The following is a 25,994-nucleotide window of genomic DNA, read 5'->3' as shown; positions in this document are numbered from 1 at the left end:
AGGACCCTCGCCCTTCCCTCTCCCGGTGGGAGAGGGAGACTTTTTTCAGGAGACATTTTATGGGTGCGGAACGCGGTAGTGCCTTCTTGTTGAAGGTGGGGAATGGGGCAAACCCGCTCGTTTATGCGACCGTAGCAGGGCTGCGGACGACGCAGATGAGCATCAATGGCGAGCTGGTCGCGATCACTTCCAAGGATTCGGGCGGGTGGCGCGAGTTGCTGTCGGGGGCGGGGGTACGCTCGGTGAGCGTGTCGGGCGCGGGGATCTTTACCGGCTCCGCCGCCGAAACGCGGATCAAAGGCAATGCCCTGGCCGGCATGATCGACGATTACCGATTGAGCTTCGAAAGCGGCGAGACGCTGTCGGGGCGCTTCCTGGTGACCAAGCTCGATTATGCCGGGGATTATAATGGCGAGCGCAGCTACACGCTGAGCCTGGAGAGCTCCGGGCCGGTGGTGTCGGCGTGAGCGCGGCCAATCCCGAGCGCGGCGAGGCGGCGCTGCGCGTGGGCGGCGCGACTATCGTGCTGCGCCCGAGCTTCGCCGCGCTGGTAGCCGCGGAGGGTGAATTGGGGCCGCTGTTCGCCCTGGTCGAGCGCGCGGCGGCGGGGGGATTGTCGCTGGGCGAGATGGTCGGCTTGTTCTGGCATTGCGTGGGCGAGGCACCCGAGGGGCTGACGCGCGCGCAATTGGGCGAGGCGGTGGTGCTGGGCGGGCTGGCGCGCGCGACGCCGGTGCTGCGGCTGCTGCTCGGGCAGATTCTGGCGGGGCGGTGATGGAGCGGTTCGCGCAGGTCGCGACGCGGCTGGCGGGCTTTGCCGGCGTGGTGCTGGGCTGGGCGCCCGATACCTTCTGGCGTGCGACCCCGGCGGAACTGGCGGCGGTGGTGGCGGTGCTGCGCGGGGGCGAAGGCGACGTCACCCCGCCCGATGGCGCGACGATCGCGCGGATGCAGGAGGCGTTTCCCGATGGATGAGGAAATCGAACGGCTGGTGGTGGGGGTGCGCGCGGATACGGCGGGGTTCGCGCGCGATGTCGATGCAATGCGCGCGAGTTTGGATGGGCCGTTGACCAGCGGAGTGGACCGCGCCGGACGCGCAATCGAAAGCGCGCTGGGCAAGGCGGTGCGTACCGGCAGCCTGGGCTTTGAGGATTTGCGCAAGGTCGCGCTATCGGTGCTGGCAGACATTGCGGCGTCGGCGGTGCGGGGTGGGTTGAACGAATTGTTCGGCGGCGGTTCCGGCGGCGGATCGAGCGGGGGCGGGTTGCTGGCGGCGCTGAGCGGCCTGTTCGGCGGCGCGCCGGGGCGTGCGACGGGCGGGCCGGTGTCGCCTGCGCGGCCCTATCTGGTTGGGGAGCGGGGACCTGAGCTGTTCGTGCCGACCGCGAGCGGGAGCGTGGTTGCGGCGAACGGCGGCGCTGGCGGTGTGCGGGATGTGCGTGTGTCGATCACGGTGCAGGGCGGGAGCGATGCGCCGCAAGCGCTGGCGGCGTCGAGCCGGCAAGTGGCGCGGGCGGTGCGAGCGGCGTTGACCGAGTGAGGCTGCCTGATCCTCTTTGAAGGGGAAGCGACGTTGGGAGATGGGTTTTGAGCGGCGGTTCTTTGGACTGCCCCTCTCCCCGGCCCTCTCCCCAGAGGGGAGAGGGAGATATGGCATTTTGGTTGGCTTCCGAGCGGACAGTTCAAGCGGAGGGCGTCGTTTCGCGGTTCGATCCGCGCTTCTGGACGGTGAATTTTCCGCGGCCGATGATGGCGGCGGTGACGACCACCGCGCCCGATGCGCTGCGCGTCGATGCGGTGTTCTATACCTCGGGCGATTTGGCGGGGTTGATCTGGGAGGCGGAGGATCGCTTCGACCATCCGTTGCTGCGCTATGAGACGGCGCGCGATTTTCGGGGGTGTCGGCTCGATTTCCGGTGGCGGTCGGCGGGGTTGCTACCGCTGGATGCGGTCAATGGCCCGGTGCTGACGATCGAGGGGCGCGATGCCGGCGGCGCGGCGCGCGCCTGGTATGTGCGGCTGTGGAACTATGCGGTGGGGTCGCCCGAGGATGCGCGCATCTCGATCGACTTTGCGAAACTGTCGGGCGGGTTTTTGCTGCCCGATGAGGCCGACCCGGTGTGGGCGGGCGATGTCGACCGGATGTTTGTGTCGCTGGTGCCGCGCGGGTTTGACGGCGGGAATCGGGTGCTGGCCACGCCGGTGGAGGCGTGGGTCGAACTGACGGAGATGGTGTGCGACGGCCCGGGGGCGGTGCTGACGATCGGCGATGTGGTGTTGCCCGAACATACGCTCGCCATCGCGAGCGGTTATGATGACAGTTATCATCTGACGCCGGCGCGGTTGCTGCGCAACGCACTGTTGCTCGGCTGTCGCGGGAGCATCGTCCATTATTTGGGGATGAGCCATTATTTGCGGCTCGAAGCCAATTCAGGCGGCTTTTACGCGAGTCTGGCTGGCGGTGTGCTCAACGTCGCGGCGGCGGCGTGGCAGCGCGATTTCGCGCGGCGCGCCAGGGCGCTGGGCTATGAGGTGATCTGGTCGCTCAGTTATGAACTGTTCGATGCGCATTGCTGGGGTGATTGGAAGCAGCGCGCCTGGGATGGCAGCCCCGCGCTGACCGGGTGGAGTCCGCCTTCGACGCTGTTGTCGCCCGCGCATGACGGGGCGATGGGCTATTTACGCGCGGTCGCGGTGGCGGTGATCGGGATTGCGGTTGCCGCCGGGCTCGCGCCGAAATTCCAGGTGGGCGAGCCGTGGTGGTGGGTGACACCCGATGGGCGACCATGCCTGTATGATGATGCCGCGAAGCGTGCGTTGGGGGGTGCTCCGGTGGAGATCGCGAGCGTCCATGCCGTCAGCACGGCAGCGCAGCGGGCGCTGTTCGATGCGGCGGGGGCGCTGCTGGCGGCATCGACGGCGGCGCTGGTGGGGGCGGTGCGCGGGGTGGCGCCGACGGTGGAGACGCATGTGCTGGTCTATCTGCCGAGCGTGCTGGCGAGCAATGCGCCCGAGGTGCGGCGGGCGAATGTACCGGTCGGCTGGGCTTATCCCGCCTTCGACGTACTGCAACTGGAAGATTATGATTTCGTCGTCGCGGGCAATGCCGCAGGTACGGCGCGCGCGGTTGCCGCAGCGCAGGGACGGCTGGGCTATCCGACGGCCAGGACGCATTATTTTTCGGGGTTCGTGCTGCGGCCCGACCAGTTTGCCGATTGGCGCGAGATCGAGGCGGCGGCGGTGGCGGCGCAGGCGCGCGGGGGCGCGCGCAGCTTCGTATGGGCGCTGCCGCAGGTGTTGCGCGATGGTTTCGTGCATTTCGAAACGGGAGAGGGCGAGATGCAGGCGTTCGATGATGTGCTGTTCCCGCTCGCGCTGGGGCGCGAGGCTGAGGTCAGTCCGGAGTTTTCGACCGCGATCGTCACCAGTGCAGGCGGGCATGAGGCGCGCAATGCAAGCTGGGCGGAGGCGCGCACGCGCTATGATGTTGGGCCCGGGGTGCGATCCGAAGCCGATATCGCGACCTTGCTCGGCTTCTTTCGCGCGCGGATGGGGCCGGCGCGCGGGTTCCGGTTGCGCGATCCGTTCGATGCCAGTTCGGGGACGGTAACGCCGGGTGCGCGCGACCAGGTGTTGGGGACGGGCGACGGCGTCACGGTGCGCTTTGCCCTGGTCAAGCGCTATGGCGACGCGGTGCGGCGGATTACGCGGCCCGTCGCGGGGAGTGTGCGCGTGGCGGTCGACGGGATCGAGACGACGGCGTTTTCGGTAGTGGTGGGGGGTTATGTCGAGCTGGACGTTGCGCCTGCGTCCGGTGTGGCGGTGATGGCGGGTTTCCTGTTCGATGTACCGGTACGGTTTGCGGAGGACCGATTGAGCGTCAATCGCGCAACCTTTCTGGCAGGGGCGGCAACGGCGGTGCCGCTGATCGAAGTGCGCGAGGACGTGGCGTGAGTTTCCTTGAAGGGGCGCTCACCACGATCGCCCTGTGCTGGCGGATCGAGCGGCGCGACGGGGTGACGATCGGGCTGACCGACCATGATCGCGACCTGGTCGTCAACGGGCTGGTGCATCGCGCGGCGCCGGGCATGACACCGTCGGCGATCAAGCGCAGCGACGGGCTCGAGGCCGATACGATGGACATTACCGGGGCGTTGACCAGTGCGGCGATCGCCGAGGTGGACTTGCTGGCCGGGCGTTGGGACGGGGCGCGAGTCGCCCTGTTCGCGCTCGACTGGACTGGCGGCGATGCGACGCAAGTGCCGCTTGGCGAAGGAACGATCGGTGCGGTGGAGACCGATCGCGGGGGTTTTACCGCTGAATTGCGTGGGGCGAGCGCGGCACTAGATCGACCGGTGGTCGAGGCGACCTCACCCGAATGCCGTGCCGAGTTGGGCGACAAACGCTGTCGCGTGGCGATGGCGGGGCGGCGGCGGATGGCGCGCGTGCTAGGCGTGGCGGAGCACGTGGTGACGGTGGATGCAGTCGAGCCGAGCGACAATGCCTATGGCACGGGGCTGCTGCGCTGGATCGGTGGGGCCAATGGCGGGCTGCAGAGCGCAATCGCGATGTCGGCGGGGACGACGGTGACGTTGCGCAGCGCACCGGCGCTGGCGGTTGCGGGAGGCGATCTGGTCGAGCTGATCGAGGGGTGCGACAAGAGCCTGGCGACCTGTGCCGCACGGTTTACCAATACGGTGAATTTTCGCGGCGAGCCGTATCTGCCAGGGATCGATTTGCTCACGCGCTATCCGGGCGCATGAGCGCGGCCGAGCGCGCCGTTGCAGCGGCGCGCGGTGCGATTGGTGTGCGCTTCCGCCTGCATGGGCGAGACCCGGCGTTCGGGCTGGATTGCGTTGGATTGGCCGGGCTCGCGGCGCGCGCGGCGGGTTTTCAGGGTGACATTCCAAGCGGCTATGCGCTGCGTGGCGGGGACGAGGCGGCGATCGCGGTGGCGTTCTCGGCGGCGGGGCTGGCGGCAAGCGAGACGCCTGCCACAGGCGATCTTGCGCTGTTTGCGACCGGGCCGGGGCAATTTCATCTGGCGGTGCTGGTGCCGGGCGGCATCGTCCACGCCGACGCGATGCTGCGACGCGTGGTCGAGCGACCGGGGGTGCCGCCCTGGCCGATGCTGGGATGCTGGCGCGTGAAGGAGTGAACGATGGCGACATTGGTGCTTTCGACCGTTGGGCGCTTTCTGGGTGGCCCGATCGGTGGCGCGATTGGCGCGGTGATCGGCAACGTCATCGACCGCGACGTGCTGTTCAAACCCAAGGATCGCGAAGGCCCGCGGCTGACCGGACTCCAGGTCCAAACATCGAGCTATGGCACGCCGTTGCAGCGGGTGTTTGGTACGATGCGCGTCGGCGGCTGCGTCATCTGGTCGACGGATTTAATCGAAAGCAAGATGCGCAGCGGTGGCGGAAAAGGTCAGCCGGGCACGACCAGCTACAGCTATTCGGCCTCGTTCGCGGTGGCATTGTCTGGGCGTCCGATCCAGGGCGTCGGGCGAATTTGGGCCGATGGCAAGTTGCTGCGTGGCACTGCCGGAGATTTCAAAAGCGCCACCGGCTTTCGCCTGCATCCGGGTGACGAGGCGCAAGCGGTTGACCCACTGATTGCCGCTGCCGAGGGGGTGGCGTTTACCCCGGCGCATCGCGGAGTCGCCTACGCCGTGTTCGAGCATTTCGAACTGGCCGATTATGGCAACCGCATTCCCTCGCTGACCTTCGAGGTGATTGGCGATGCCATGCCGGTGACGATCGGCGCGATCACCCGGGAGCTTACCGATGGGGTGATCGATGGCACGGCTGGTACGCTGACAATTGCCGGGTTCGCTGCTTATGGGGACAGCGTGCGCGGCGTGGTGGAAACATTGGCGGTTGCAGGCGGCGCGTGGTTTGCGCCCGACGGGCGCGGATTGCGGATGCGCACGGGACTGGTGGCGGAACGCGCGATCGCCGATGGCGAGGCGGTGGCGCAAGCGGGTACGCGAGGCAAGCATGGTCGCGCGGTGGTCGCGCTTGAGACGGTTCCGCAGCAAGTGACCCTCGCCTATTACGATCCCGCGCGCGATTATCAGACCGGCATCCAGCGTGCTCGACGCCCCGGCACGGGCACGCGCGAGGACCGCGTCGAGATGCCTGCTGCGATCGATGCAGACACCGCCAAGACGATGGCAGAAGCGGTGCTGTCGCGCGCCGAGGCGGGGCGCGAGCGGCGCACGGTGACGCTCGGCTGGGATGCGCTCGCGGTGGTTCCCGGTGCGTGTGTCACGATCATGGGCGTGGCGGGGATATGGCGGGTTACCGGGTGGGCGCTCGAGCATATGGTGCTCGCGCTCGAATGCGTGCGGCTCGCTGCCGGGACGCTGCCCCGCTCGGGTAGCGCCGGCCGGGTGTTGTCCGCACCCGACATTGCAACCGGAACAACGGTGCTGGCGGCGTTTGAGGGATTGCCGTTCGACGAAACCGTGCTCGCGGGGCCGCGCGTGACGATCGTGGCAGGGGGGACGCAGCCGGGCTGGCGCCGGGCGGCACTGTTGTACAGCAGCGACGGTGGTGTGCGCTGGTCGCCGGCGGGGGCCACGGGCGTGCCCGGTGTTATCGGGCGGATCGTCACGCCACCAGGATTTGGCGCAGCATCGATCGTCGATCGAGCGACGGCGTTCGAGGTCGAACTGGCCCATGAGGGTATGGCGCTACAGGAGGCCGATGCCAACGCGCTCGACGTGGGTGCCAACATGGCGGTGGTTGGCGACGAGATGCTGCAATTCGGCACGGCGGCGCAATTGACCGCGACGCGGTGGCGTCTGTCCGGTCTCCTGCGTGGGCGGCGCGGAACCGAGGCTGCCATCGGAACACAGCGCACGGGGGATCGCTTCGCGTTGATCGAGGCGGACTCGGCGGTTTCGCTCGATCTGCCGGTTGCCGCGCTCGGGACCGACCTTCGGATCATGGCGTCGGGACCAGGCGATGTCGAGGGGCCGGTTGAGGTTACGCTCAGGCTCGGTGGCGCGTCGGTATTGCCGCTTTCACCGACCCATGTGACGTGGCGGGAACTGGGAGACGGCGACGTTGCGGTGCAGTGGATCCGGCGCAGCAGGGCAGGCTTGCGCTGGATCGACGGGGTCGATGCGCCGTTGGGCGAGGAGCGCGAAGCCTACCGGATTACGCTGCTCTATCCAGACGGACGAACTGACGCGATCGACGCGACAGTGCCCACCTTTACCCTTTCGCGTGCCAGCCGGATTTCCGGGGTGGAGCTGGCTGTGCGGCAGGTAGGAGCGCATGGCGAATCGAACCCTGCCCGTATCGCGATTCCCGGCTGGATCTTTTGAGAGAGGATCACAATGAGCGACCAAACGAGCGCGCGCCTCGGGCTTCCGATGCTCCAAATTGGGCAAGCGCAAAAAGAATTGTCCCATAACGAGGCGCTGACCCTGCTGGACTTTGCGGTACAGCCGGTCGTCGAAGCTGTGGGCGTCGATGCTCCGCCGAGCAGCCCGGTCGTAGGCGCGTGTTGGGTCGTCGGCTCCTCCCCCACCGGGGCGTGGAGTGGGCGAGCGATGGCCGTTGCAGGCTGGACGAGCGGGGGCTGGCGCTTTCTGTCGGCGCGGGAGGGAATGGCCGTCTGGAGCCGGGGCGACACCGCCGTTGCACGGTTCGATGGGGTTCATTGGGGCGTTGGCGAGATCCGCGGCGCGCATCTTGTCCTGGCCGGGCGGGCCGTCGTCGGAGCACAGCAACCCGCGATAGCGGCGCCGACCGGCGGGGCAACGGTCGATGTCGAGGCTCGCGCGGCGCTCGCTACGATTCTTGCCGCACTGCGAACACATGGACTTATTGCTTCGTGATACGGAGCAATTATACGCTGCTGCTTCCTTTGTGATGTTGCTATTGGGCCACAGTTGCTCCTATTTGTGCGCTTGCGTGGAAACCTTCCATTGGGTAGGGAGTTTGCGCTGTCCGAGTGACAACCAGAAGAAGGGGATTTTTATGCGGAAGCTTGCCGTTGCTATGGCGCTTGCCTCCACTGCTCTCGTCGCCACGCCTGCCCTCGCCCGCGATAAATCGTGGTACGTCGGCGTCGAAGGTGGCGCGCTGATCGTGGAAGACATCAAGTTCGACATCAATTCGATCAAGAATGCCGGAAGCGTCGATCATCATTATGGTTATGATGTCGATGGCACCATCGGCTATGACCTTGGCACGTTCCGCCTCGAAGCCGAAGTCGGTTACAAGAGCGCAACGATCGATGGTTACACCTCGACGCTGACCACCCCCGGCATCGCCCAGAATGGTCGTCCGTTCAACGCACCTGCTGGCTCCTATCCGCTTGCTGCGGGCCGTTCGTCGGCGCTCAGCTTCATGATCAACGGCCTCGTCGATTTCGGTGATGAAGATGGCGTGCAGGGCTTCGTTGGTGGCGGCGTCGGTATCGCTCGCGTCAAGGAGCGCGCGCAGATCAATTCGCTGCAAAACTTCCTTGACGACAGCGATTCGGTTTTCGCCTATCAGGGTCTCGCGGGCGTTCGCGCTCCGATCACCAAGCATATCGACGCAACGCTGAAATATCGCTTCTTCACGGCCGACAATGTGAAGCTGGTTGACGTTTCGGGGCGTGCCTTCGAAGGCAAGTTCCGCACGCACAGCTTGCTGGGCGGTTTCACCTACAACTTCGGTGAGCCTGCTGCTCCTCCTCCTCCCCCGCCGGCACCTGCGCCCGCTCCTGCCCCGGCACCCGCGCCTGAGCCGGCTCCGACGCCTGCTCCGGTTGTGGTTCCGTGTTCGCCTGGGCCGTTCATCGTGTTCTTCGAATGGGACAAGTCGGACGTGACGCCTGAGGCAGCGGCGATCCTGGATGGCGCGATTGCGCAATACCAGAATTGCGGTAACGCACACGTTATGCTCGCCGGTTTCACCGACCGTTCGGGTACGCCGAAGTACAACGTCGGTCTTTCGCAGCGTCGCAACGACGCAGTGCGCGCCTATCTGACCGCGCATTCGATTGCTGACGGCGTGATCTCGACCGAAGCGTTCGGTGAAGATCCTGCGCATCTGCGCGTGCAGACTGCCGATGGTGTTCGCGAAGTGCAGAACCGTCGCGTGGAAGTGTCCTACGGTCCGGGTTCGGGCAACTAAGTTCCCGTCCCACGGGTTGAAAATCTGGGGAGATCGGCGATGCCGGTCTCCCTATTTTTTTGCCGTTTCGCAGCCGGATTTTCGTGGGTGCTTATACACGCGTGCTGCAACGTACAGATGGGGTGGCAAAGTCGGTACGATCGGCTAGAGCGACGCCAATGCCATCACTGGAGGACGGCGATCCGCTGGCGCGCCGTTCGCAAAATTGGGTTAAGGGGACATCATGCGGATTACGATGATTGGCTCGGGCTATGTCGGCCTCGTGTCTGGCGCGTGCTTTTCCGATTTCGGGCATGACGTGATTTGCGTCGACAAGGACGCCGGCAAGATTGCCGCTCTCGAGGCGGGCAAGATGCCGATCTTCGAGCCGGGTCTGGATACGTTGGTTGCAACCAACGTGGCGGCGGGGCGCCTTAAATTTACGACGGACCTGAAGGCGGCGGTATCGGGCGCGGATGCGGTGTTTATCGCAGTTGGCACGCCGTCTCGCCGCGGCGACGGACATGCCGATCTCAGCTATGTGTTCGCTGCCACGCGGGAGATCGCGGCTGCGATAGATGGCCCGGTCGTTGTCGTGACCAAATCGACGGTGCCGGTTGGAACTGGCGACAAGGTCGAGGAAATTCTTGCAGAACTGAGCGGGGATTTTCCGATCGCGGTGGTTTCCAACCCCGAATTTTTGCGCGAAGGCGCCGCAATCGGCGACTTCAAGCGGCCCGATCGCATCGTCATTGGCACCGACGACGCGCGCGCGCAGCAAGTGATGCGCGATATTTACCGTCCGCTCTACCTGAACGAAAGCCCGATCCTGTTTACCGGGCGACGCACGTCAGAACTGATCAAATATGCGGCCAATGCGTTTCTGGCGACCAAGATCACTTTCATCAACGAGATCGCCGATCTGTGCGAAGCGGTCGGCGCAAACGTCCAGGACGTTTCGCGCGGCATCGGGCTGGATAATCGAATCGGTTCAAAATTCCTTCATGCAGGGCCAGGCTATGGCGGTTCGTGCTTCCCCAAGGATACGCTCGCGCTGCTGAAGACCGCCGAGGATTACGAGACCCCGGTACGGATCGTCGAGGCAGTGGTGCAGGTCAACGACACGCGCAAGCGTGCAATGGGCCGCAAGGTCATCTCGGCGCTTGGCGGCGACGCCAAGGGCAAAACCGTTGCGGTGCTGGGCCTGACCTTCAAGCCCAATACCGATGACATGCGCGACGCACCGAGCCTTGCGATCGTTCAAAGCCTCATCGATGCGGGCGCGAAGGTGCGCGCGCATGATCCGGAGGGCATGGAAATTGCCGCGACGATGATGCCCGAGGTGATTTACTGCAACGACGCCTATGAGGCGGCCAGCAGCGCAGATGCAGTGGTGATCGTGACCGAGTGGGACATTTACCGCGCGCTCGATCTCAAGCGCCTGGCGGGGAATATGGCGGGGACCGTTATGGTCGACTTGCGCAATGTCTATCCGCCAAGCGAAGTCGAAAAGGCCGGGTTTACCTATAGCTCGATTGGTCGGTAACGATTAATGCCGGTAGCGGCGCTCCCCTCGGAGCCTGCCGCACCTATGCGGAAAGACCGGTTTTCGGTGAGACCAGGAGAAATCCAGCCACAGCGCGATCAAGCCTGACGCTCGATCGCGCTGTGGCGGTTGCCTCAGGCGATGGCCTTGTCGGTCTTGGCCGCCGCGTAGCGTTCAATCGCTTCGATGACGATCCGGCGTGCCTCGTCGCGATCGCCCCAGGTGCCGATACGCACCCACTTCTTCTTTTCCAAATCCTTATAGTGCGTGAAGAAGTGTTCGATCTGTTCGAACACGATCTCGGGCATGTCGCCCCGCTCGTTGACGTTCGAATAATATGGGAACGTCGAATCGACGGGCACACAGACGAGTTTTTCGTCGCCGCCGGCTTCGTCTTCCAGATTGAGCACGGCAATTGGCCGCGCGCGCACCACGCAGCCCGGGATGAAGGGCGAGCGCGCAACGACCAGCGCATCGAGCGGATCACCGTCGGGCGACAGCGTGTGGGGTACGAAGCCGTAATTGGCCGGATAGCGCATCGGCGTGTGCAGGATGCGGTCGACGAACAGCGCGCCGCTGGCCTTGTCGAACTCATACTTCACCGGTTCGCCGCCGGTTGGCACTTCGATGATCACGTTCAGGTCATCGGGCGGGCTCTTGCCGACCGGAATCATGTCGATACGCATGTCAAATCCTTAAACTGATGCGGGTCCGTGATGCAGCCGTTTACCGGGCTGTCAGCAACCGATCCAAGCCACCCTCTCCGGTGCCAATTTTCTCCAGGTGCGGATAGCGCAGCCCGCCATGATAGTCGATGCTGACTGGCGTGACGCTGTCATTGGATTTGATCAGCAGCACAATCTGGTCGGTACCGCTCTTTGCGGCGGTCACGGCGGCTTTCAACGCGGTATCCGAGAAGACTGTGCCGTTCACGGCAACGATGGTGTTGCCGATCGTAAGCCCGGCCTTGAACGCGGGCGTATCCCAACCAACCCCGGTGACGCCGCCATCCTTGTTGAGCGTGATGCCCAGCGAATAGGTCAAGTCCGTGCTCCGGCGCGTGGCCTCGGCATTCTTGAACGCGAGTGAGGGCGTGTCGGTGTAAACGAGCTTATAGCCATTGGCCTCGAAGCCTTTAAGCGGCGCTGGCTCGCCCGTTTCGGTCAGTCGCTTGTGGAGCAGGCTGGCCCAGTCATAAGGCTGGATCGCGTTGAGCGTCGCGACGACATCGTCGAACGTGTAGGTTACCTCGCCAAAATCGCCGTCGTTGAGGCCAAAGAACTTGGTGGCGAAATCGTCGATCGATTTGGTGCCGCCCGACTGCTTGCGCAGGATCGAGTCGACCTCCATCCACACCAGCAGGCCCTCATTGTAATAATCTTCCGAGCGCTGATAGCTGACCCACCCCTTCGGGCGGCGCTGCGAAATTGTCGGATCGTTGGTGGTGTCGACCAGGTCGCGCCAGTTGCGTGCCGGGCGATTATCGAGGCTGGCGAGGATCGAGGCATAGCCGTCGAGCGTGTCCTGCTTGGACACAAGGCCCGAGCGCGCCTGGAAGACATAGCCCCAGAATTGCGTTTGGCCCTCATAGACCCAGAGCAAGCTGCCACGCATCGGCGTGCGGTAATCGGGGGTCCACAAATCGGCACCGCGGCGGAACTTGCCGTCCCAGCTATGATTATATTCGTGTGGCAGCAGGTTGCGCGAGCCCGGGCCATCCTTCCACTTGGTGAAATAGCCGAGGCGCACGCCATCCTCGGACGAGCGGTGATGTTCGAGCCCAATGCCGCCCATCACATCGGAGATCGACAGCAGAAATTCATAGGTGTCGTAATGCTGCGCGCCGTAAACCTTGACCGCCTGTTCGACGAGCTTCTTGTGCGCGTCGATCTGTTCGGGGGTTGCGGTGAGTTCGGCGGCATTGTCGGCATAGACGTCGAGATTGACGCGCGGGCTGAGCGGCCACTGCTTGTAATAGCGCCCGGCGAGCACCGGCGAATCGATCAAAATCTCATAATTGGTCAGATCATAGCTGTAGGTCGAGCCAGTCGCTTTCGACGGCAGGCCCGATGAGGCGGTCCAGCCCGTCGGATATTTAACGGTCGCCTTTACCGGAATCTGCCGGGTGAAATAGCCTGCCGGATAGAGGCTCATCGAATTCCACTGCAGTCGCAGCATGTTGGGCGACATCACCACCGCGCCCTGATCGCCGACGGTGGCGGAGAGGAATTGCAGGTCGATATCGAGCGCCTTGGCCCCGGCAGGCACGTCGATGTGGAAGGCGTAGACATCAACCGGGTCGCGCGTCCACGCCAGCTCCTTGCCGCCAGCGCGGATGTGCAGCCCGGCGAGCTTGTCGAGTTGGCCCGTCGGGGAGTGGTTGCCGGGCAGCCATTTCGGGAAGAGCAGCACCATAGGACCGGCCGAAACGCCGCTGATCGTCTCACGCGTGGTGAAAATGCCGCGATGCGTGTCGGTCGCATTGATGTCCAGCGTGATTGTACCGGGGAAGCGGATGTCCTGCGCGGCAGGGATCGTGTCGACAAACGGCACCGGTTGCGGCTTGGAATTTTCCGCCAGCACCGGGGTGGTGGTGGCGAGCAACAGGGCAGTCAGCGCGGCGCGACGGATCATTCGGGAGTCTTTCGGTTAAAGGAGAGCTGTAACAGGGGTTTAAGCGGCTAATGCGGGCGGCGTCCAGTCTAGGCCGTACTGCTGCTGCCCAGCACGTTGATGGTGAAGGCCAACACCCCGATGTTGAAGACGAACGCCGCGAGGCAATGACCGAGCGTGACCCGACGAATCTGGCGCGAGGAGATTTCGACGTCGGAGGTCTGGAAGGTCATGCCGAGCGTGAAGCTGAAATATAGGAAGTCCCAATAATCGGGCTCGGCACAATTGGGGAATTCCAGGCCGCCCGCGTCTTTTCCGTCATCGTCGCAATCCGAGTAAAAGAGATGCGCGTAATGCAGCGCATAGACCGAATTGGAAAACAGCCAGGCCAGCACCAGTGTCGCGATGACGAGCACGGTCGCGACGAGATTGGCTTTTTCCTGCATTTCCTTGGCGACCGAGGTGAGGATGACGACCATCGTCAACCCGGTCAGCACCAGCAGGCCCGCGCGATTGGCGTCGTTCGCGGTCGCCGCTTGCCGCATCTGGTCTGCCTTGCCCTTGCGCAGCAAGGTCGAAATCGCGACGAGGAACACCGCCGCCGCGACATCGAACGCTCCCATCGTGCCGCGCCCCCAACCAAAGGTCGGGATGGCGACGAACAGTCCACCCACGAACAGAATCGTGAACAGGATGAAGCGGGGCGGGGCGATTCTCTTGCCGAGGTTCAGGGTCATCGGCGCGGTGCTACCGCGCTTTTGACCCGGCGCAAATCACATATGCAGAGCGCGATTGAACATGATTCCGGCAATGAACAGCAAGTACACGCCAAATACGCGCTTGAGCGGCTCGGCGGGCAGGGCATGGGCGGCGGCGACGCCGAGCGGCGCGGTGAGGATCGACATTGATGTGATGATCGCCGCCCCCAGGAAATTGACATAGCCAATCGATCCGATCGGCAGGCCGGGCTTGCCCAGGCCGATCAGCATCCAGCCGATCGTGCCCGGCACCGCGATGATGAAGCCGAAGCCCGCCGCCGTTGCGATCGCCTTGTGGATCGAGCGACCGCACAGCGTCATCACGATCACCGCCACGGTGCCGCCGCCAATGCCGAGCAACGAGGAGAAGATGCCGAGGCTGCCGGCGATTCCGGCCCGCACCACCCCGGTTGGCATCGTATCGCTGACTTGCCGACGCGCGAGCTTTGGCACGAGGAAGTTGATCGACATCAGCGTGATGCCAACCGCAAAGATGATCGAAAGCGCCTGGCCGGTCAGGACGCGTGCGAGCATCACGCCGATGCCGACCCCGCCGATAATCCACGGCGCCCAGCTTTTCAGGATCGTGAAATCAACCGCGCCGCGTTTGGCGTGCGACAGGGTCGAGCGCAAAGCGGTAATCACGATCGTGGCGAAGGATGTGCCGATCGCGACATGCGTATATTCGGCATGGCTGCCGCCGAGCAGCGGCAGCAGCGCCACCATTGCCGGCACAACGACGAATCCGCCACCGATGCCGAACAGTCCGGCGGCAAAACCGGCGAACAGGCCGGCGGCGAGCAGGGCTATGATCGCGGGCCCCCATGCGATCAACAGGCTCATGCGGCGATGGTGACGGTACAGGGACGGGAAATAGCGGGACTTTGGGAAGCAAACAGACGCATGGCTACCTTTCCGAAGCGAGCCGGGTGGATTCCTGCAGATGCTGAGAAGGGAACTGTTGCCGCCCCGTTGCGAGGATGCTGCGATGCAGCGAAGGCTGTGTCAAGCGCTGTCATGGCGAAGACGCACAAGCATCTGGCGCTTGGTGCCCGGCTCGCTTAGAGAGCCAGCCTTTATGGCACGTATCGAAACTCCCAAACGCATTCGCGGCACGCAGGACATTTTCGGCGACGATCAACGGCGCTTCGCGCGCGTGGTCGATACCTTCGATCGCGTGCGGCGGCTCTATTGTTTCCAACGCGTTGAACTGCCCGTGTTCGAGTCCACGGCGGTGTTCGCGCGCTCGCTCGGCGAGTCGACCGATGTAGTGTCGAAGGAGATGTACACCTTCGAGGATCGCGGCGGTGATTCGCTGACGCTCAGGCCCGAATTTACCGCCGGGATCGCGCGCGCGTATCTGACCGAGGGTTGGCAGCAATATGCGCCGCTCAAGATCGCCACGCATGGGCCGGTGTTCCGCTATGAGCGCCCGCAAAAGGGGCGCTACCGGCAATTTCACCAGATCGACGCCGAGGTGATCGGCGCGGCAGAACCGGCGGCGGATGTCGAATTGCTCGTGCTGGCGGACCAGTTGCTGCACGAACTGGGCATTGCCGAGGGCGTGACGTTGCAGCTCAATACGCTGGGCGATGCCGAGACGCGCGATGCGTGGCGCGCGGCTTTGGTCGCGCATTTCGAGGCGCATCGGGATGTGCTGAGCGAGGACAGCCTGACGCGGTTGGAGAAGAACCCGCTGCGCATTCTGGATTCGAAAGACCCGCGCGATCGGCCGGTGGCGGATTCGGCGCCCGATGTCGACGCCTATCTGACGCCCGAAGCGCGCGCGTTCTTTGATGCGGTGACGGCGGGGCTGGATGCGGCGGGCGTGGCGTGGACGCGCAATGCGCGGCTGGTGCGCGGGCTCGATTATTACCGGCACACCGCGTTCGAGTTCGTGACCGATCGCTTGGGCGCGCAAGGCACCGTGCTGGCTGGCGGGCGCTATGATGGGTTGATCGGGTCGCTTGGCGGACCGGAGACGGCGGGCGTTGGCTGGGCCGCGGGGATCGAGCGGCTGGCGATGTTGTTGGAGGAGCCGGAGGCGGATTGGCCGGATGTTGCAGTTGTTGCTGAAGAAGATAACGCAATCCCCGCTGCTTTGACTGCGGTCACGCGATTTCGCCGACATGGCTGGAGTGCCACGCTGGTCGCCAGCGGATCACCTCGCAAGCGCTTCGACAAAGCAGTCAAGGAAAAGCCGAGCGCGATTGAATCAGTTCGGGTCGCAGATGGAAAGGTTATCAGGCGCCTTCAAATGCTACGAGAGAATGTCGAACGCATTGAAGAAAAGCTTCTTGCCTTGCTGGCGCGAGACGACGGCGAATGACCGCCGTGGCGTTCACATTCTCCCATTCCCGTCGACACCCGTTGTTCTCCGGCGAAAGCCGGAGCCCAGGGTTCCGGGCGATGTCCTTCGCAACCCTAGGCTCCTGCCTGCGCAGGAGCACGGCGGGGGGTAAAGGGCGCGCATGACCTCCATCTCCCCCGAACGCATCCGCCAGATCGAGGCGCGGCGCGACGAGCTTTCGGCGCTGATGGCGACCGGGGATTTGCCGTCGGACCGCTTCGTCCAGGTGTCGAAGGAATATGCCGAACTCGAACCCGTCGCGCAGGCTGCGGGTGAGGTGCGGCGGTTGCGCGCCGAGCTCGACGTGCTGGCCGGCATGGAAGATGACGGCGACCCCGAGATCAAGACGATGGCGCGCGAGGAGATCGACACGATCCGCGAGCGCTTGCCGGTCGCCGAGCGTGCGCTGGCGCTGTCGCTGCTGCCGCGCGATGCGGCCGATGAACGCGCGGCGATGCTCGAAATCCGCGCCGGAACCGGCGGGGACGAGGCCGCCTTGTTCGCCGCCGACCTGTTCCGCATGTATCAACGCTACGCCGAAAGCCAGGGCTGGCGGGTGGAGCTGATCTCGACGTCCTCGTCCGAAAGCGGCGGCTTCAAGGAAGCGATCGCCTCGGTCGAGGGCAAGGGTGTGTTCGCCAAGTTGAAGTTCGAAAGCGGCGTCCACCGCGTGCAGCGCGTGCCCGCGACCGAGGCGCAGGGGCGCATCCACACCTCCGCCGCCACCGTCGCGGTGTTGCCCGAGGCCGAGGAAGTCGACGTCAAGATCGAGGACAAGGATCTGCGCATCGACATTTACCGCTCGTCGGGGCCGGGTGGGCAATCGGTCAACACCACCGATTCGGCGGTGCGTATCGTCCATATTCCGACGGGCCTGACCGTCATCCAGCAGGACGAGAAGAGCCAGCACAAGAACAAGGCCAAGGCGATGCGCGTGCTGCGCACACGTTTGTACGAGGCCGAGCGCGACCGCCTGCATCAGGAGCGCGCGGGCGCGCGCAAATCGATGGTCGGTTCGGGCGATCGCTCGGAGCGGATTCGGACGTACAATTTCCCGCAAGGGCGCGTGACCGACCACCGCATCAATCTGACACTGCACCGGTTGCCCGAGATTCTGGCGGGCGAGATGGATGAGTTGCTCGGCGCGCTGATCGCGCAGGACGAGGCCGAGCGGCTGGCGAGCCTTGACTCTTAAACTCCCCTCCCGCGTGCGGGAGGGGCTGGGGGAGGGCAGTGCGACAAGCGCGCGGTACGAATTATGACAGCCCCTCCCCCAACCCCTCCCGCACGCGGGAGGGGAGTTAGAGGCGCGCTCGCTTCGGCAACCACCGCGCTTACTCCTGTCTCGGCGACCCCACGGCTCGATGCTGAACTGTTGATGGCGCACGCGCTCGGCATTTCGCGCGAAACGCTGTTGTTGCAGCGGCTCGATTCCCCCACGCCGCACAGCTTCGGCCCACTGCTGGCGCGGCGGCTCGCGCATGAGCCGATCGCTTATATCACCGGCAGCCGTGCCTTCTGGACGATCGAACTGGCGGTGGGGCCAGGCGTGCTGGTGCCGCGCGCCGATAGCGAGACGCTGATCGAGGCGGCAGTCGATCATTTCGGCACGGCTGGCCCCAAGACCATTCTCGATCTGGGCACTGGGCCCGGTACTTTGTTGCTGGCCGCGCTCGACCAATGGCCTGGGGCCACCGGGCTGGGCGTCGATGCGTCGCTCGACGCGCTGGCCTATGCCGAGCGCAATCGCCTTGCCCTGGGGCTGGGTGAGCGCGCGACCCTCCGGCGCGGCGATTGGGCCGAGGGCGTGGCCGGGTCTTTCGACCTGATTTTGTCCAACCCGCCTTATATCGGCACCGGCGAGGACCTTCCCGCCGAAGTGCGCGAGCACGAACCGGGAGCGGCGCTGTTCGCTGGCTCGGATGGGCTCGACGACTATCGCCGCATCGCCCCACAATTGCCCCGCTTGCTCGCGCCCGGCGGGGCCGCAATCCTGGAGATTGGGGCGACACAGGCGGAGGCGGTCACCGCGCTGATGGAAGCGCAAGGGTTTGCCGTGGCGCTGCGCCACGATCTCGGTGGGCGTCCGCGCGCGGTGATCGCAACCGCATCGTCCTAATTGGTCACGCGACGGTCATAATATTCCGCTTGGCGATTGGCTTTGCAGTCGCTATTGAACGGCGCAGGGGCTCGCGTTTTCATCGCAACTGGTTGAAAACGGGCTGTAGCCTGCATCCTTAGTCATGCAGTCGCTGTCGTCCGGCGACCGTGGCGGGCGCGCGTTGCCGATGGTCGGCGGCGGTGCCGGGGGCATTTGCATCCAGATTTATTGGAGCACGGCCGGGTTGGTTTCCAAGCACAGGACAACAAGAACTTGATCAATAATCGTCAGGCCGGCCGCCGTCGCGGTCGTGGCGGGCAGCAGCAGCGCTCGTCGGGTGGCAATCCGGGTCGTCAGGATACCGGCAATCGCATCGACAATCGTGCGCGCGGCAATGCCGCCCAATTGCTCGAGAAATATAAGACGCTCGCGCGCGATGCGCAGATGCAGGGTGACCGCGTCAACGTCGAATATTATCTGCAATTTGCCGATCATTACTTCCGCGTGCTGGCCGAGACTCGCGCGCGCTTCGAGGAAAATGGCGGCGCGCCATCGACCCGCCGCATCCAGGGCGCGACGCTCGATGAAGACGAGCCCGATTATGAGGATGAAGGCGAGCGCGCTCAGGAGCAGCCGCGCGCTGACCAGCAGCGGGGCGACCAGCCGCGCGGCGGCCAGCACGGCAACGGCCAGCAGAACGGGTATCGCCAGGACGGCAATCGCCAGGACGGGCGTCCGGATGGCAATCGCACCTATAACCAAAATGGTGGCCATCAGCAGAATGGCAATCAGAATGCCGCACCCCAAAACGGCGCATCCGAACAGCGTGGCGTAGGCCAAGGCTATGACGATCGCGGGCGTGGCCGGGCGAATGGCAACGCTCAGGGCGGCGAGGGCGGTTATGAGCGCCAGGCCGATGCACCGCGCGAGGAGCGCGGCGAACGTCGTCCGCGTGGCGAGCGCTACGAACGGGAAGATCGCGTTACGCGTGCCCCTGAGGCAACCGAAGCGGCGGCCACGGTCGAAGCGATTACACCCTTTGAAGGCGCACCGGCACTCGAGGGTGTGGTTGCGGTCGAGCCGGTCGCGGAGGCACCGCGTCGCGGTCGTGGCCGTCCCCGGCGCGAACCCGTTGCGGTGGCCGTTGTGCAAGACGCTGGTGAGGATAGCGGCTTCACTGCGGATCGCCTGCCGCCGTCGCTCAACGTCTCCGCCGTTGTTGAGCCCGACAGCGATGACGATTTGATCGAGAAGCCACGCCGTCGTCGCGGCCGCCCACCTGGCAGCACAGCCAGCACGCCAGGCGAGTAAACGACCGCTCACCGTTTCGCGGGCCTGACGATAGGGTTGTAACATCGCTGTTATATCCATAGCCTAGGCCCGCGATAACGGGAGAGCGATGACATGCGCATGTGGCTGGCGACGACGATGCTCTGCTTGCCCGGCGTGGCGATCGCTCAGAGCGCAGCCCCCGACCCGGTTGCGACCAGCGCGCAGGGTGATCTTGCGGTTACCATCTACAATAATGATCTGGCGTTGATCCAGGACACCCGCCAGCTTGCGCTGCCGCGCGGCCGGTCGCGCCAGGAATTTGCCGACGTCTCCGCGCAAATCCGCCCCGAGACGGTGACGCTCACCGCCGCCGGTGCCGGGATCATCGAACAGAATTTCGATTACGACTTGCTCTCGCCCGAAACGCTGATGAGCAAATCGGTTGGCCAGAGCGTGACACTGGTGCGTACCAACCCGGCGACCGGCGCGGAAACGCGCGAGACGGCGCGCGTGCTCGCCAATAATGGCGGCACCATTGTCCAGGTTGGCGACCGGATCGAGATCCTCGATCGCAGCGGTGGCCGCGTGGTTTTCCCGTCGCTTCCCACCAATCTGCGTGCGCGGCCGACCTTGTCGGTAACGCTCGATAGCGCGAACGCGGGCACGCGCCCGGCCACGCTCAACTATCTGTCGCGCGGGCTGGGGTGGAAGGCGGACTATGTCGCCTTGTTCGATGAGAAGGTGGGCAAACTCGACGTGCAGGGCTGGGTCACTCTGACCAATACCACCGGCACCACCTTCAACGCCGCCAAAACATTGCTGGTCGCGGGCGCGGTCGACACCGTTGATGGCGGCAATCGTCCGAGCTTTTACGGTGGTCGCGGCACGCCCGGCTCGCGCGGCAACCGGCCCGGCACCGAGACGGCGGGCCGCGAGCAACTCGGCGACTTTTACCTCTATCCGTTGGCCGAGCGCACCACGATTGCCAACGCACAGACCAAGCAGGTCAGCTTCCTTGATGTGGCGGGGGCTCCTGCCGCCAAGACCTATTTCTATCGCAACCCCTGGCTGCAAAAGCTTGACGAGGCGGTCAGCGTCGACACGGTTCTGAAGTTCAGCTCGTCGCGCGAGGGCGGGCTCGGCGACGCGCTGCCCGCAGGCACGGTACGCGTCTATATGCGCGATGCGCGTGGCGCGCCGCAATTCATCGGCGAGAGCGAAATCCCGCATACCCCGATGGGATCGAAGCTCGCGCTCAAGACTGGTGAAGCGTTCGACGTAAAGATCCTGCCGGTGGTCGAGAAACGCGAGCGGATTTCCGACAATCGCTGGCGCACGACGATGCGCTATACCCTCACCAATGCGCGCGCGCAGGGCGTGACGGTCGAGCTCGCCCAGGCCGGGCTCGACGGTTGGTGGCACGACACGAAGATCACCGACGAAAGCCAGCCGAGCACGCGCGTCGATGCCGATGAGGCGGTGTGGCACGTCGCCGTTCCCGCCAACGGAACGGCGAGCGTCACCGCGACCTTCGACACGCGGTTCTGAGCGCGGTGCGGCGCGTTCTGCGCTGGTTGCTGGCATTGCTGGTCGGCGCGCTGGCGAGCGCGGCGCCCGCGCAAACGGTGTCGCCCGCGCCCGACCGCGTTGCCGTGACGATCTACCGTGCCCCCCGGCGTGCGCCCGATCAGGCGATCGATCGCGCCTGGCTGCAAGGCTATGCACTCATCACCGAACAGCGCCGTGTCACCATTCCGGCGGGGCGGACGACGTTGCGGTTCGAAGGCGTCGCGGCAGGGATTTTGCCCGAAAGCGCGATCGTCACCGGCCTGCCGCACGGCGTGCGCGAGAAGAATCTCGACGCCGATCTGCTCTCGCCGCGCAGCCTTTACGCGGGCAGCTTTGGCCGTCCTGTGACGATCCGGCATACGATCGCCAAACGCATCGTCGAGGAGGAAGCGATCCTCCGCTCGGGGCCGGATGGTGCTGCGATCCTGCAGACGCGCGACGGCTTCATCGCCGCCGATTGCGCGCCATCGCAGGATGCGCTGGTCTATAACCGCGTGCCCCCTACGCTTGCTGCCAAGCCAACGCTGTCGGTCGAGCTCGATTCGCCCGCCGCAGCGAGCGTTACCGTTACGCTCTCCTATCTCGCGTGGGGGTTTGACTGGCAGGCCAATTATGTCGCGACGCTGCGCCCAGATGGCCAAAGCGCCGATCTGCTCGCGTGGGTGACGCTCGCCAGCAGCGACACCACCAGCTTCGCCGATGCCGAGACGATGGTGGTTGCGGGCGCGGTCAAACGAGAGGGCAGCGCGCCCAATCCGGCGTGGAGCGCGCGCGACGAGTCGCTTACCTTTACGTGTTTCGCTCGCCCGATCGAGATTCCGGTACTGGCGGCGTTGGCTCCGCCGGCACCCGCACTCGTCGTATCCGCACCTGCACCGATGGCGATGGATATCGTGGTCACCGGCAGTCGCGTCAGGGTCGCAGGGTTCGTGCAGCAGGAGGATCTCGGCGATCTGAAACTCTACCGCGTGCCCGATCGCACCACCGTCGCCGCGCTCGCGCAAAAGCAGGTCGCCTTGCTCGATCGCGTCGCAGTGCCGGTCGGCATTATCTATGTGTCCACGATCGACAGCGATGGCGATGCCACCCCGCCCCGGATCACGCTGCGCCTGCGCAACCGCACCGATCAGGGGCTGGGCGTGCCGCTTCCGGCGGGACCTGTCGCCTTATTCCAGCGGCGCGGCGACACCGCGCTGTTAATCGGGGAGGGCGCGATCGCCGACAAGGCGGTGGGTGAGGAGGTCGAAGCCGGTGTCGCCGAAGCCACGCAAGTGACGATCGAAAGCGCGCATCCTGCGAGCGGTAAAGATTGGGAGGCCTATCGCCTGACGGCGCGCAACGCCAATTCCTATCCTGTCCGTTTCGAGGCGCGTTTCGCGGGCGAGAATTTGCCGCGCATGTCGCGTATGACCAAGAAGCTCGTGCGTAAGGACGGCAAAGCGATATGGTCGGTGGAAATCCCCGCCAACGGCACCCGAAGTTTCGGCTATCGCATCAAGGGCCGCGATTAGAATCGGGTGATCCTTTCACCAGTTCCGTTCGTTTCGAGCGAAGTGAAATCATCGCGCTCAAGCGTCCGACGGTTGGCCCTCGCTCAGTCCCGTCGATCGACCGACTCATCATGGCCCGAACCCGAGCTGAGGAAGATCAGCCCCATCAGCACCGCGCTCAACATGATCGATCCGCCTGCGCCGCCGATTACCGCGAGGATCGCGACCCATCCCATCGGCCCATAAAAATGCTGCAGCACCACGATCGCCGCGACGATGAACAGCGCTGCCAGCACCGCCATCCAGCCGAGGATGCGGCGAAAGCGCGCCCAGGCGAAAGCCGCATAAGCGGGATCATCGAGGCCGGGTGGAGTCGTCATTGCTTCCCATAGGGCGCGAAACGTGAAATCCTCAAGCGCCTGAGAGACTCGGATGACGAGCGCAGTAGGAGAGAGCCGATGACGATCGCAGCAATCCTGGGCAATAAGGGCCGTGAAGTAATTTCGATCACCGCGCAGCAGACCGTGGGCGACGCAGTGGCGGTGCTGGCGACGCGCCGCGTCGGTGCGGTGCCGGTGATGGAGGGCAACCGCGTCGTCGGGATTTTTTCCGAACGCGACGTGATCCACGCGATCGACGCACATGGCGCAGAGGCAATGGCGCGCAGCGTCGGCGATACGATGACCGCGCCGCCCATCACCGTGACCCCGGGGGAGGCGGTAATCGGGGCATTGTCATTGATGACACGGCGACGGATTCGGCATTTGCCGGTGGTCGACGGCGACACGGTGATCGGCTTCGTGTCGATCGGCGATCTGGTCAAATATCGCATCGACCGGATTGAGGCCGACGCCGAGGCGATGCGCAGTTACATCCAGTCGGCTTAAGCGGTTGCCAGCGTGGCGGGTTGCTTGCGCACTGTCGCAATCACGTCGCGCAGCACGCCGCGTGCAAACAGCAGCAACCAGCCACAATAGACCATTGCCCCGACCAGCACGAGAATAGCCAGGCGTGCGCCGGGTAGCATTGCGGGCAGGGCCTTATCGACCAGCGTCACCACCAGTGCCATCGCCAGCGCGGCGAGCAACGCTGGCGCGATTGCGTCGGCAATGGCGCGCGGCGAGGTGCCGATGACGGGCAGTGATCGCCACAGACTGACGCCGAGATAGACCGGATAAGCGCAGATCCACGCCGTGGCGAGGCCGGTTGCACCCCAACGCACCCCGACCAGAAAGCCGATCGCCAGTACCAACGCACCAACCGCGCCGTTGCGCACGCCAATCCCCGGTCGGCCGCACGCGTCGCACGCCGGTTGTAGCAACACTTGCAGCGTCATGAACGGCATGGCCAACGCCAGCAAATGCACGACCGGCGCGGCTTCGCGCCACTTTTCACCAAGCACCGTCAGCACCAGCGGCTCGGCGGTGGCGGCAAGGCCGAAATAGAAAGGGAGCGCCGCAATCATGATGATCCGCACCGATCGCGCAAAGGCCGCAGCGACTAGCGCGCGATCATGCTGGATTCGCGCATAGGCCGAAAAGGCGACTTCATTGAGCGGCGGCACGAATTTGGAGACGAACACCTGCGTCAGGAACAGGCCTTCGGTATAGATGCCGAGCGTGTGCGGGGAGAAATGGCGCCCGGCAATGAACACATCGGCCTGGCTCTGTGCAAACCAGAACAGTTGGCCGATTGCCATCACCCCGCCATAGCGCGCCAGCCTGCCCGCACCGCGAAAATCGAAGCTCGGCCACACCAAAGATTTGGCGACGATCGTCATCCCCACCGCCCGCACGGTAAACAGGACCAACGGGGCGAGCACCAGCGTCCACACACCCAATCCCGCCATCGCGCCGCCCAGCGCCGCGCTCGCACTGGCGAGCGACGCGAGAATATTGACCCGCGCCTGCAGTTTGAATTCGAGCGTGCGCGACAACAGCGCATAAGGCAGCGCGATAAAGGGGGTCGTCAAATAGAGCAGCGCCTGGACCTGCAGCATATGGGCGACGATCGGCTGGCGGTAATAAGCCGCTGCAGCCGGCGCGAGCAGGAGAACCTGCGCAGCGGCAAGCGCTCCATTGAGGAGTAGCAACATTCCGAACAATTGCCGGATGTCGCGCGGGCTGATCTCGGCCTTCTGGATCAGTCCGCTCGCCAGGCCATAGCCGTTGAGCATGTTGAGGAAGACCAGCACCACCCCGGTCATCGCAAACAGGCCATAATCGTGCGGATCAAGGATACGAATCACGAGAAAGGTCGCGGCCCATTGCACAATTTGCGCGAGAATCTGGCTGCCCGAACGCCAGATTACGGCGCTACGCACCTGATTCGACAGCGATTCGGCTGGGGGATTCGCGGATTGGGTAGGGGCGTCCATCCGCAGGCGGGTAGCGCACAAGCCCTTAAAGACCCTTAAATCCGCAGATTTCTGCGGGTTTGGCCGGGCAGTGAAAGAAAATTGCAAAAAAGGGTTTGACCGAATCAAACGGTCTGCCTAGAGGGGTTTCACCGCAGCGGTGGCCCACACGGATCGCTTCTACGGTCACCAAATTTTCGGCGCTCGGCTTGGCCTTTGAAAGAAGGGTTGAGCAAGGCGTCGGTATTTTGCGCTCTTTGACATTGTTGGTTTAAGATGAAGGGACATGTGGGCGGCGGCTTCACGGTTTTTCGGGTTCTTTAGGCCCGTTGGATCGTTCAAAGCTAAGCTGTTCCTACATGTCCTTCACGTTTCCATACGTAAAGATATGTGCAGAGCAGCTCCTAGAGATGCTGGTTTGATCGTGGAATTCCACTGCGATGAAGCCGGTCATAAACTTGAGAGTTTGATCATGGCTCAGAATGAACGCTGGCGGCATGCCTAACACATGCAAGTCGAACGAAGGCTTCGGCCTTAGTGGCGCACGGGTGCGTAACGCGTGGGAATCTGCCCTCAGGTTCGGAATAACAGCGAGAAATTGCTGCTAATACCGGATGATGTCGTAAGATCAAAGATTTATCGCCTGAGGATGAGCCCGCGTAGGATTAGCTAGTTGGTGTGGTAAAGGCGCACCAAGGCGACGATCCTTAGCTGGTCTGAGAGGATGATCAGCCACACTGGGACTGAGACACGGCCCAGACTCCTACGGGAGGCAGCAGTGGGGAATATTGGACAATGGGCGAAAGCCTGATCCAGC

At 64.3% G+C, this 25,994-nt stretch carries 24 protein-coding genes and 1 rRNA gene; 19 read left to right on the top strand and 6 right to left on the bottom strand.

What is annotated here, in order from left to right:
- Window positions 1-59: 59 nt before the first annotated feature.
- The 11 genes from WC704_RS12270 to WC704_RS12220 all read left to right on the top strand — a co-directional run bounded on the left by WC704_RS12270 (window position 60) and on the right by WC704_RS12220 (window position 10,668).
- Complete coding sequence (locus WC704_RS12270; protein ID WP_372890277.1) at window positions 60-467, top strand: phage major tail protein, TP901-1 family; 408 nt, start codon at window positions 60-62, stop codon at window positions 465-467.
- Window positions 464-775, top strand: coding sequence for a gene transfer agent family protein (locus tag WC704_RS12265; protein WP_372890275.1), 312 nt, complete (start codon window positions 464-466; stop codon window positions 773-775). Before WC704_RS12270 ends, WC704_RS12265 begins: the two co-directional genes overlap by 4 nt.
- The gene (locus WC704_RS12260) at window positions 775-975 is read left to right on the top strand and encodes a phage tail assembly chaperone (RefSeq protein ID WP_372890272.1); all 201 of its coding nucleotides are present in this window, start codon (window positions 775-777) and stop codon (window positions 973-975) included. The genes WC704_RS12265 and WC704_RS12260 overlap by 1 nt, the downstream gene beginning before the upstream one ends.
- Window positions 968-1,540, top strand: coding sequence for a tail tape measure protein (locus tag WC704_RS12255; protein ID WP_372890270.1), 573 nt, complete (start codon window positions 968-970; stop codon window positions 1,538-1,540). The genes WC704_RS12260 and WC704_RS12255 overlap by 8 nt, the downstream gene beginning before the upstream one ends.
- Window positions 1,541-1,650: 110 nt before the next feature.
- Complete coding sequence (locus WC704_RS12250) at window positions 1,651-3,954, top strand: TIGR02217 family protein (protein WP_372890268.1); 2,304 nt, start codon at window positions 1,651-1,653, stop codon at window positions 3,952-3,954.
- Window positions 3,951-4,763, top strand: a complete 813-nt coding sequence (locus WC704_RS12245) for a DUF2163 domain-containing protein (RefSeq protein ID WP_372890266.1) — start codon at window positions 3,951-3,953, stop codon at window positions 4,761-4,763. The genes WC704_RS12250 and WC704_RS12245 overlap by 4 nt, the downstream gene beginning before the upstream one ends.
- Entirely contained in the window at window positions 4,760-5,158 is a 399-nt protein-coding gene (locus tag WC704_RS12240; RefSeq protein WP_372890264.1) for a peptidoglycan endopeptidase, read from the top strand. Before WC704_RS12245 ends, WC704_RS12240 begins: the two co-directional genes overlap by 4 nt.
- A gap of 3 nt (window positions 5,159-5,161) precedes the next feature.
- On the top strand, window positions 5,162-7,339 hold the full coding sequence (locus tag WC704_RS12235) for a phage tail protein (RefSeq protein WP_372890262.1): 2,178 nt from the start codon (window positions 5,162-5,164) through the stop codon (window positions 7,337-7,339).
- 12 nt (window positions 7,340-7,351) lie between these two features.
- On the top strand, window positions 7,352-7,855 hold the full coding sequence (locus WC704_RS12230) for a DUF2793 domain-containing protein (RefSeq protein ID WP_372890260.1): 504 nt from the start codon (window positions 7,352-7,354) through the stop codon (window positions 7,853-7,855).
- A 142-nt stretch (window positions 7,856-7,997) separates the two neighbouring features.
- Window positions 7,998-9,143, top strand: coding sequence for an OmpA family protein (locus WC704_RS12225; RefSeq protein ID WP_372890258.1), 1,146 nt, complete (start codon window positions 7,998-8,000; stop codon window positions 9,141-9,143).
- A gap of 223 nt (window positions 9,144-9,366) precedes the next feature.
- Window positions 9,367-10,668: a UDP-glucose/GDP-mannose dehydrogenase family protein gene (locus tag WC704_RS12220; RefSeq protein WP_372890256.1), complete on the top strand. Its 1,302-nt coding sequence runs from the start codon at window positions 9,367-9,369 to the stop codon at window positions 10,666-10,668.
- Window positions 10,669-10,802: 134 nt separating this feature from the next.
- On the opposite strand, the gene ppa is transcribed toward WC704_RS12220, so the two are convergent.
- The 4 genes from ppa to WC704_RS12200 form a co-directional block, all read right to left on the bottom strand.
- Window positions 10,803-11,354 (bottom strand): inorganic diphosphatase, encoded by a 552-nt coding sequence (ppa, locus tag WC704_RS12215; protein ID WP_372890254.1) that lies wholly within the window; start codon window positions 11,352-11,354, stop codon window positions 10,803-10,805.
- 40 nt (window positions 11,355-11,394) lie between these two features.
- Complete coding sequence (locus tag WC704_RS12210) at window positions 11,395-13,302, bottom strand: M61 family metallopeptidase (protein ID WP_372890252.1); 1,908 nt, start codon at window positions 13,300-13,302, stop codon at window positions 11,395-11,397.
- 68 nt (window positions 13,303-13,370) lie between these two features.
- Entirely contained in the window at window positions 13,371-14,018 is a 648-nt protein-coding gene (locus tag WC704_RS12205; protein ID WP_372890250.1) for a DUF1345 domain-containing protein, read from the bottom strand.
- Window positions 14,019-14,054: 36 nt separating this feature from the next.
- A complete protein-coding gene (locus WC704_RS12200; protein ID WP_372890248.1) occupies window positions 14,055-14,882 on the bottom strand; it encodes a sulfite exporter TauE/SafE family protein in 828 nt (275 codons plus the stop codon).
- A 235-nt stretch (window positions 14,883-15,117) separates the two neighbouring features.
- On the opposite strand from WC704_RS12200, the gene hisS reads away from it, so the two are divergent.
- The 6 genes from hisS (at window position 15,118) to WC704_RS12170 (ending at window position 22,842) form a co-directional block, all read left to right on the top strand.
- Entirely contained in the window at window positions 15,118-16,368 is a 1,251-nt protein-coding gene (gene hisS / locus WC704_RS12195; protein ID WP_372890246.1) for a histidine--tRNA ligase, read from the top strand.
- Window positions 16,369-16,510: 142 nt separating this feature from the next.
- Complete coding sequence (gene prfA, locus WC704_RS12190; protein ID WP_372890244.1) at window positions 16,511-17,584, top strand: peptide chain release factor 1; 1,074 nt, start codon at window positions 16,511-16,513, stop codon at window positions 17,582-17,584.
- Between the two features lie 63 nt (window positions 17,585-17,647).
- A complete protein-coding gene (gene prmC, locus WC704_RS12185) occupies window positions 17,648-18,508 on the top strand; it encodes a peptide chain release factor N(5)-glutamine methyltransferase (protein ID WP_372890242.1) in 861 nt (286 codons plus the stop codon).
- A 255-nt stretch (window positions 18,509-18,763) separates the two neighbouring features.
- A complete protein-coding gene (locus tag WC704_RS12180) occupies window positions 18,764-19,801 on the top strand; it encodes a DUF4167 domain-containing protein (RefSeq protein WP_372890240.1) in 1,038 nt (345 codons plus the stop codon).
- Window positions 19,802-19,894: 93 nt separating this feature from the next.
- The gene (locus WC704_RS12175) at window positions 19,895-21,310 is read left to right on the top strand and encodes a DUF4139 domain-containing protein (RefSeq protein ID WP_372890239.1); all 1,416 of its coding nucleotides are present in this window, start codon (window positions 19,895-19,897) and stop codon (window positions 21,308-21,310) included.
- Between the two features lie 5 nt (window positions 21,311-21,315).
- A complete protein-coding gene (locus tag WC704_RS12170) occupies window positions 21,316-22,842 on the top strand; it encodes a DUF4139 domain-containing protein (protein WP_372890238.1) in 1,527 nt (508 codons plus the stop codon).
- A gap of 83 nt (window positions 22,843-22,925) precedes the next feature.
- Here WC704_RS12170 and WC704_RS12165 read toward each other — a convergent pair whose 3' ends face one another.
- Window positions 22,926-23,201, bottom strand: a complete 276-nt coding sequence (locus tag WC704_RS12165) for a hypothetical protein (RefSeq protein WP_372890236.1) — start codon at window positions 23,199-23,201, stop codon at window positions 22,926-22,928.
- 78 nt (window positions 23,202-23,279) lie between these two features.
- Here WC704_RS12165 and WC704_RS12160 point away from each other — a divergent pair, with 78 nt between their 5' ends.
- Window positions 23,280-23,708 (top strand): CBS domain-containing protein, encoded by a 429-nt coding sequence (locus WC704_RS12160; RefSeq protein WP_372890234.1) that lies wholly within the window; start codon window positions 23,280-23,282, stop codon window positions 23,706-23,708.
- On the opposite strand, the gene WC704_RS12155 is transcribed toward WC704_RS12160, so the two are convergent.
- Window positions 23,705-25,198: a lipopolysaccharide biosynthesis protein gene (locus tag WC704_RS12155; protein WP_372890232.1), complete on the bottom strand. Its 1,494-nt coding sequence runs from the start codon at window positions 25,196-25,198 to the stop codon at window positions 23,705-23,707. The two genes, WC704_RS12160 and WC704_RS12155, sit on opposite strands and share 4 nt — an antisense overlap.
- Window positions 25,199-25,631: 433 nt before the next feature.
- On the opposite strand from WC704_RS12155, the gene WC704_RS12150 reads away from it, so the two are divergent.
- Window positions 25,632-25,994, top strand: a 16S ribosomal RNA gene (locus WC704_RS12150); the annotation flags it as partial.

This window comes from Sphingomonas sp. (assembly GCF_041661885.1).
Taxonomy (GTDB): Bacteria; Pseudomonadota; Alphaproteobacteria; order Sphingomonadales; family Sphingomonadaceae; genus Sphingomonas.
This window is presented reverse-complemented; position numbering and strand designations above follow the sequence as displayed.

What these genes read in the sequence shown, in the direction of transcription:
- WC704_RS12230 (WP_372890260.1), top strand. Translation starts at nt 7,352, where the DNA reads ATGAGCGACCAAACGAGCGCGCGCCTCGGGCTTCCGATGCTCCAAATT.
- WC704_RS12220 (WP_372890256.1), top strand. Translation starts at nt 9,367, where the DNA reads ATGCGGATTACGATGATTGGCTCGGGCTATGTCGGCCTCGTGTCTGGC.
- WC704_RS12155 (WP_372890232.1), bottom strand. Translation starts at nt 25,198, where the DNA reads ATGGACGCCCCTACCCAATCCGCGAATCCCCCAGCCGAATCGCTGTCG.
- hisS (WP_372890246.1), top strand. Translation starts at nt 15,118, where the DNA reads ATGGCACGTATCGAAACTCCCAAACGCATTCGCGGCACGCAGGACATT.
- WC704_RS12165 (WP_372890236.1), bottom strand. Translation starts at nt 23,201, where the DNA reads ATGACGACTCCACCCGGCCTCGATGATCCCGCTTATGCGGCTTTCGCC.
- WC704_RS12160 (WP_372890234.1), top strand. Translation starts at nt 23,280, where the DNA reads ATGACGATCGCAGCAATCCTGGGCAATAAGGGCCGTGAAGTAATTTCG.
- WC704_RS12260 (WP_372890272.1), top strand. Translation starts at nt 775, where the DNA reads ATGGAGCGGTTCGCGCAGGTCGCGACGCGGCTGGCGGGCTTTGCCGGC.
- WC704_RS12240 (WP_372890264.1), top strand. Translation starts at nt 4,760, where the DNA reads ATGAGCGCGGCCGAGCGCGCCGTTGCAGCGGCGCGCGGTGCGATTGGT.
- WC704_RS12270 (WP_372890277.1), top strand. Translation starts at nt 60, where the DNA reads ATGGGTGCGGAACGCGGTAGTGCCTTCTTGTTGAAGGTGGGGAATGGG.
- WC704_RS12200 (WP_372890248.1), bottom strand. Translation starts at nt 14,882, where the DNA reads ATGAGCCTGTTGATCGCATGGGGGCCCGCGATCATAGCCCTGCTCGCC.
- WC704_RS12175 (WP_372890239.1), top strand. Translation starts at nt 19,895, where the DNA reads ATGCGCATGTGGCTGGCGACGACGATGCTCTGCTTGCCCGGCGTGGCG.
- WC704_RS12255 (WP_372890270.1), top strand. Translation starts at nt 968, where the DNA reads ATGGATGAGGAAATCGAACGGCTGGTGGTGGGGGTGCGCGCGGATACG.
- prfA (WP_372890244.1), top strand. Translation starts at nt 16,511, where the DNA reads ATGACCTCCATCTCCCCCGAACGCATCCGCCAGATCGAGGCGCGGCGC.
- ppa (WP_372890254.1), bottom strand. Translation starts at nt 11,354, where the DNA reads ATGCGTATCGACATGATTCCGGTCGGCAAGAGCCCGCCCGATGACCTG.
- WC704_RS12225 (WP_372890258.1), top strand. Translation starts at nt 7,998, where the DNA reads ATGCGGAAGCTTGCCGTTGCTATGGCGCTTGCCTCCACTGCTCTCGTC.
- WC704_RS12205 (WP_372890250.1), bottom strand. Translation starts at nt 14,018, where the DNA reads ATGACCCTGAACCTCGGCAAGAGAATCGCCCCGCCCCGCTTCATCCTG.
- prmC (WP_372890242.1), top strand. Translation starts at nt 17,648, where the DNA reads ATGACAGCCCCTCCCCCAACCCCTCCCGCACGCGGGAGGGGAGTTAGA.
- WC704_RS12250 (WP_372890268.1), top strand. Translation starts at nt 1,651, where the DNA reads ATGGCATTTTGGTTGGCTTCCGAGCGGACAGTTCAAGCGGAGGGCGTC.
- WC704_RS12235 (WP_372890262.1), top strand. Translation starts at nt 5,162, where the DNA reads ATGGCGACATTGGTGCTTTCGACCGTTGGGCGCTTTCTGGGTGGCCCG.
- WC704_RS12210 (WP_372890252.1), bottom strand. Translation starts at nt 13,302, where the DNA reads ATGATCCGTCGCGCCGCGCTGACTGCCCTGTTGCTCGCCACCACCACC.